This is a genomic window from Acidobacteriota bacterium, from assembly GCA_039028635.1.
Classification (GTDB): domain Bacteria; phylum Acidobacteriota; class Thermoanaerobaculia; order Multivoradales; family JBCCEF01; genus JBCCEF01.
Genome location: JBCCHV010000077.1, coordinates 20,964 through 27,037 on the forward strand (window position 1 = coordinate 20,964; position 6,074 = coordinate 27,037).

6 protein-coding genes are annotated in these 6,074 nt (G+C 68.9%); 4 read left to right on the forward strand and 2 right to left on the reverse strand.

Annotated features, from left to right (window positions below; translation table 11 throughout):
* Positions 1-68 precede the first annotated feature (68 nt).
* A complete protein-coding gene (locus AAF604_22695) occupies positions 69-710 on the forward strand; it encodes a CPBP family intramembrane glutamic endopeptidase (protein MEM7052492.1) in 642 nt (213 codons plus the stop codon).
* Entirely contained in the window at positions 707-1,378 is a 672-nt protein-coding gene (locus AAF604_22700) for a helix-turn-helix domain-containing protein (protein ID MEM7052493.1), read from the forward strand. The genes AAF604_22695 and AAF604_22700 overlap by 4 nt, the downstream gene beginning before the upstream one ends.
* 9 nt (positions 1,379-1,387) lie before the next feature.
* Here AAF604_22700 and AAF604_22705 read toward each other — a convergent pair whose 3' ends face one another.
* Positions 1,388-3,001 carry a hypothetical protein gene (locus AAF604_22705; protein MEM7052494.1) on the reverse strand — a complete coding sequence of 538 codons (1,614 nt, stop codon included), beginning with the start codon at positions 2,999-3,001 and terminating at the stop codon, positions 1,388-1,390.
* Positions 2,986-4,335, reverse strand: a complete 1,350-nt coding sequence (locus tag AAF604_22710; protein MEM7052495.1) for a sulfatase/phosphatase domain-containing protein — start codon at positions 4,333-4,335, stop codon at positions 2,986-2,988. The genes AAF604_22705 and AAF604_22710 overlap by 16 nt, the downstream gene beginning before the upstream one ends.
* Positions 4,336-4,493: 158 nt before the next feature.
* Between AAF604_22710 and AAF604_22715 the strand changes: the two genes are divergently transcribed.
* A complete protein-coding gene (locus AAF604_22715; GenBank protein ID MEM7052496.1) occupies positions 4,494-4,919 on the forward strand; it encodes a cupin domain-containing protein in 426 nt (141 codons plus the stop codon).
* 75 nt (positions 4,920-4,994) lie between these two features.
* Positions 4,995-5,843 (forward strand): AraC family transcriptional regulator, encoded by an 849-nt coding sequence (locus tag AAF604_22720; GenBank protein ID MEM7052497.1) that lies wholly within the window; start codon positions 4,995-4,997, stop codon positions 5,841-5,843.
* The last annotated feature ends 231 nt before the right edge of the window (positions 5,844-6,074 follow it).

Genomic DNA, 6,074 nt, shown 5'->3' on the forward strand with positions numbered 1-6,074 from the left:
ATTCTCTTGGGTCCAACCGATCCTCCGACTCGCGGCCGACCCGGGACGCGATCGAAGTCGGGCTCCTCGTGCTCGTCGCGCTGGGAGCTGTCGCCAGCGCGCAGCACCTGGGACCGACCACCCCGATGGGCAACGTCGTGGCCCTCGCCGGCATCGTCTTGTCACTGACGATTGCCCTCCTGGCGCCTCGTCTGCGCGGCGAGACCCTGCGAGTGCTGGGCTTCCGCCGACCGGCGAGTTGGCGGCGCGCTGGCCTGGGGGCCGCTGCCGCTGCTGGCGTCATGCTGCTGGTCGAGTGGACGGCTCAGCTTTGGATCTTGCCGCGCCTCCTGGGCGTTCCGCCGGCGGATACCAGCCGCTTCGACTCCCTGCGGGGAGACCCCTGGGCCCTGATCGGCAGCCTGGTGATCATGTGGCTGACGGCGGCGTTGGCCGAGGAGGTGATCTATCGCGGCTTCCTGATGGGCCGGCTGGCCCGGTTGTTCCGAGGGACGGGACGGGCTTGGATCGCGGCGCTGCTGCTCAGCTCCCTGTTCTTCGGTCTTCTTCACCTCTACCAGGGGATTGGTGGAGTTCTGATGACGGCCTGCGCAGGCCTGATGCTCGGCGGGGTCTATCTGCTCTCCGGGCGCAATCTGTGGGTCGTCATCCTGGCCCACGGCCTGACCAACACGGTGTCTTACCTCATGGTTGCTCTGGGATGGGTGTGAACGACCTTCGCCGAGGCCTCATCGCGCCCCGCCAGGAACGCAGCAAGGCGACCCTCGACCGCTTGCTCGACGCCACCGAGGAGCTCCTCGGGGAGCGGCCTTGGGCCGAGATCACGGTGGCGGAGATCGTGTCTCGCAGCGCCACCTCGGTCGGGTCCTTCTACGCTCGATTCCCCGCCAAAGAGGCCCTGGTGGAGGCACTCCTCGAGCGCTATCACGAGGAAGCCCGACGGAGCTTGGCGGCCGCCGCGAGCTCCGCAGAGTGGCAGGCCCTGTCGCTGGCCGAGCGGGCGCGGCGCCTGATCGCCGAAATCGTCGCCCTGTGTCGGCACAGACGTGGCCTGCTTCGTCTTCGCCTGCAGCGTCGATTGGCAGGCCTCGAGAGCGAGGCGAATTCCGAGCCGCCGAGGGACCGCGAGGTGGTGGCAGCGTTGGTCGAGCTGTTCGGGGGCTGTGTCCCTGAAATTGGCCACGACCAACCCGAGAGCGCGCTGCGCTTCGCTCTACGCATGGTCGATGGCGTCGTGATCTCGGCGATCGCCCTCGACGACGTCAGTCAGAGCTATGGCCCGGTAGATGACTCGGTCCTGATCGCGGAGCTGACCCGCGCCTTCGTGGCCTACCTGCAAGCTCCCCCCGGAATCGATCCGCAGGGGATGCCGGAGTAGCTCCAGAGATCATTCCGGTGCCAGCGCGACCAGCCGCGCCACCCCCGACGTCGGTCGGGTGTGGAGGACCACCTCCCAGCCATAGTCGGTCGGCGGCGGGAGAGTGCTGGCGAGGCTGAAGATGTCCTGTTTGGCGGTGATCACCCAAACCGGGTCGCCGGCGAGGAGGGCCTCGGAGATTCGCGCGATGCGCTCCGCCTCGCCGAACTGGAAGACTTCCGGGTTGGTGGTGTAGAGGTGGTCGTCGTCGAGGGGGGCGACGACCGCGCGCGACTCTTCCCCGCGCCAGCTCAAGGCGGCGTGGACGTAGGGCGGCGGCATGTCCGTGAGGATGAGACCGGGCTCGCTGGCCTCGTCCAGGGCGCGGAATCGGCGCAGCGAATCGAAGCCCGGGTAGGCGGGCCGGCGATGGGCGGTGGTCACCAGCTCGGTGGTCTCGCTGTGGCCGTCGCCGCTCGGCCAGCCGAGGACGGTGAGGCAGAGCAGGGCGGTGGCCAGCGGAACGGCGAGGCGACCGCGACTGGCGAAGATCTCGCCCAGGCCGATGGCGATGGCCGGGATCGGCAGCACCAGGAGCGGGAAGATCAGGCGCGTGTCGTGGAAGGCATAGAACGCCATGGCGGCGAGAGCCACGATGCCGGCGGCGGCGAACAGGCGGAGGCGTCGGCGGCGCCACATGCGACCGAGGCCGACGAGGGCCAGCAGCACGAAGGCCGGCGTCACGTAGGAACCGCGCTGCTGCCCGAAGTGGGTGGCGCTCGAGTAGTCCGTTTCCTGCTGGCGCAGCTCGCGCCCGTAGTAGGCGAGGTTGTCGCTCACGAAATCGGAGCTGAAGGCGGCAGAAGCGTTCCATTCCGGCAACCAATAGCTGTAGCCGCTCGCCAGCGGATGGCCGAAGACGCTGCCATTGAAGGCCAGCAGTGGCAGCACCCCGATTGCCGCCGCCAGGCCCAGCAGGACGAGGTCCTTGAGCCGCCGGCCGGAGTCGCGGGCCAGGATCGCCGCTGGCAGAAAGGCGAGCAGCAACACGTTGGCGGTGCGGAAACCCAGGCCGAGGCCGAGGATCGCGGCTCCGACGATCCCCAGGGCGACGCCGCGACGGGCACCTGGTCCGCTGGTCGGCGAGCGGGCAAAGCCGTAGAGCAGGCCGACGGCGACCACCGACATCAGTGTGCTGGAGACCTCGCTCATCGGGCTACGGCAGAGGATGATGAAGGCCGGCAGGGTGGCCAGGAGGAGGGCAGCGAGGCCTGCCGCCAAGTAGTGGCGGCGCAGCCCCAGCAGGGCGACGAAGAAGACCAGCAGCAGGGCTCCCGCCGCTTGATTGGTGCGCTGCGGTGCGATCAGGGGGTCGCTGCCCAGGAGCAGGGCTCCGGCGATGGCGGTGCTGTAGCCGACCGGGAAGCGTGCCGGAAGGTCTTCGCCGGCGAGGTGGATCGAAGCTTCGCCGCGATGGGCGAGGGCGACCGCGACGTCGAGGTACTCGGCGCCGTCGGGCCAGGGTTGGGCGAGGCGTCCGGCGTTGGCTGCGGCAGGGATGTCGACCACCGTCAGGTGGAAGATCCAGCCGGCGAGCAGCGCCAAGAGGGCGGGGACGACGAGAGCGGTCAGTCGCGCGCGCATGGCATTTGGTGAATGCGGACCTGGGTTCGCCCGATCTCTCGCTCGCTGCCGACCTCGACGAGGCTGAGGACGGTGCCGTCGCGGACCCAGGATCCGGTGGGTTGGGATCCCTGCATGTGGCCGGTCGCCATCACCTGGCCGCGCGGACCGCCGATGCGGATTTGAGTCGTGCCGCGACGATCACCGGCGTCCCAGTGGACGACGGTGGAGCCGCTGGCCGCATCGTCGGCGCCCCAGCACCTCTCGATCGGATTGGGAATCGCCCAGATCGGCCCCTTGACGTCCGGCGTCGAGGGGAGGGAGGCTCGGGCATGACGCCCACGGGTCTCGGCGAGGCGGCGGCGAGCGCCCTCGAGGTGGGCGGTGGCGCGTTGCAGAAGACCGGGATCGCGGGTGGCGAGGTTGTCGCCCTCTGCCGGGTCTTGGGCCAGATCGTAGAGTGCCTCGACGGAGCCGTCGGCGAGGCTGGCGACGATTTTCCAGTGGTCGCCGCGCACCGCGATCCAAGGGTCCGCCGCCGCCGTGGACTCGCTGACGGCGACCCACTCGGCGGTCCTGGGCTTGGCGCGCAGCACTGGAATCAGGGACCGACCGAGGGTCGCCGGGAGGGGCTGAGCACCGGCGAGGGAGAGCAGGGTCGGGGCGATGTCGATGGCCTGGCTAGGGGTTTCGAAACGCTCCCCGGCGCCCTGCCGGTCCGCAGGCCGGACGAGTAGTGGTATCCGGAGCGAAGAGTCGGTCCACCGGGCAGCCTGCGGTGAGGGTGCGAGGGTGGCGGTGACGACGAGATGAGCGCGGCGGCCTCGCTCGCTGGCCGCCAGGGCCTCCAGAAGGGGAGGCAGGGCACCGGCTCCTGCGAGGTGCAGGTAGGCGAAGAGGGGCCGGGCGTCCTCGTCGAAGGCCTCGCCGACGAGCTCGGCGATCTCCGCGTTCCCAGGCGAAACTTCGTTCCAGCGGTCGAAGCCCTGATCGAGGCCGGGGGCGGGTGCCGAAGGGGCAAAGGCCAAGGTGCGGAACCCGGCGGCCTTCAGGGACTCGGCGAGGGTGCGACGATCGCGCCTGAGTCCGGCGAAGCCCGGTGCCGCGCCGCGCACGTGGGGCGACAGGGCCGAGAACACCACGGCCTGCTGCGAGATGCCTTCGAGACTGCTCGCCACGGCGACGTCGAACCGGGCACTCTCGTCCAGAAGACGGGCGACGTTCGGGTCGCCGGCGAGGTCCGGAGTCCAGTTCCAGCCGGCGACGGTGAGCAACACGACGTCCGGACGGGGAGCTTCGGAAGACGCTTCGCGGCAGCCGAAGATCGCCAGCAAAAGAACGAAAACTGCCGGCATACGCCCCCTCGACACGAGGCGCTGCGGCCAATCTCGGAGACGCATGGCCGCAATCTACGTCAGGGGCCTCCGGCAAGTAAAGCCGGTTCGAGGTCGACGCTGTAGCAGCGCAATTTTGTTCAAGACGGGATATCTCCGGCTCCGCAGGATGACGATTCATGAAGAGCCGAGAGGAGCCCGATGACAATCGACGAAGGGATCTTGGTGGAGTCGAAGGAAACGCCGCGGCGGCGCCCGAGGTGCTGAGCGACGCAGGCCTCGGCAAACCCCGGTGGCAGCGCCATCGCTCCGGCGCGAGGTTCTTGGTCGCCGCCCTCGAAGCCACCATGCTGACCTATTTCGAAGTGCCGCCGCGGACGGTGTTTCCGCAGCACAGTCACCCGGGAGAGCAATTGACGTTGGTGCTCTCGGGCAGACTGGTGTTTCGAGTCGACGGTGTCGAGCTGACGGTCGGACCGGGAGAAGTGATGGCCCTGCCGGCGTCGGTGCCGCACGCCGTGCACAGCCTCGACGAGCCGGTGACCGCCGTCGATGCCTGGTCGGCACCGTTTCCGGACTTCGATGACCCGGTGGAGACGGACTAAAAATTTCGGCGCTGAGTCCGACTCGATATAAAGAGGTCGAGGTCCGTGGGGGAGGGGCACCAGGAAAGGCGACCAGTGTCGAAAACGAGTCACCGAGCCGAGCAGAGGATCTGGCGCGACACCACCGTCTGCGGTGTGTCGTTGCTACACGCCCGTTACTTCGACCAGCGGTTCGTGCCCCATGCCGATGAGCATTACGTCATCGCCGCGATGACCGGGGGGCGCGCCCTTTGCTTCGGAGCCGACGGTCCGGTGAGCGAGCCCGGTAGCCTGATCGTCATTCCGCCCGGCACGGTTCACGATGGTTGCCGGCTGGGGAACCGGCCGTGGTCCTACGTCGCCGCCTATCCGTCGTCTCGCCGTCTCCAGGATCTGCTGCGCCCGTGGACCGGTCGCGACCGTCCGGTGCCGCGATTCGACCGCCTGGTCTACCGCGACGCCGAGCTGGCAACGCGCTTCCAGCAGGCTCATCGTCTGAGCCTGGGTGGAGACGACTCGCTGGCTGCCGAGGAGGCCATGGAGGGGGTGCTGGCGGCGCTCCTCGAACGCTACTCGGGGCTCGGTGGCCGGGTTCCGCCGGCCGGCCGGCAGCGGCGGGCAATGGCGCGGGTTCGGGACTACATGGAGGCTCATCTCGGGCGGTCCCTCGCCCTCGATGAGCTCGCCGGCGTGAGCGGCTTCAGCCGGTTTCACTTTCTGCGTCTGTTCCGGGCCGAGGTCGGGCTTCCTCCCCACGCCTACCTGCTGCAGCGGCGGATCGTCAGGGCCCGGCGATTGCTGCGTCAGGGAATGGCGATTGCGCAGGTGGCTCTCGCCTGCGGCTTCAGCGACCAGGCCCATCTGACGCGGCGATTCAAGCAGCGGGTCGGCGTGACTCCCGGTGAGTTCGTGCGCGGCAGCCGGCGGCGCATCGTGGTTCCGTAAGTCAACGGTCCCTTCTCACCTCGAGAACGCCCCGGACTTCCCGACGGTCAAGCAGCGCTGGCGCAAAACGAAGGGGAGAAGCGTGAGAACGCTTCTCCCTTGGTATCTCCCGGCTTTTCGGGAGCACGGCGAACTGCAGCTTGCTAGCAGGTTGCTGAAAAACTCGTCGGCAACCTGCGACCGGGCCCGAGCGGGCCCGGCGGCGGCAAGAGCCGCCGAGGTCGGGGGTGA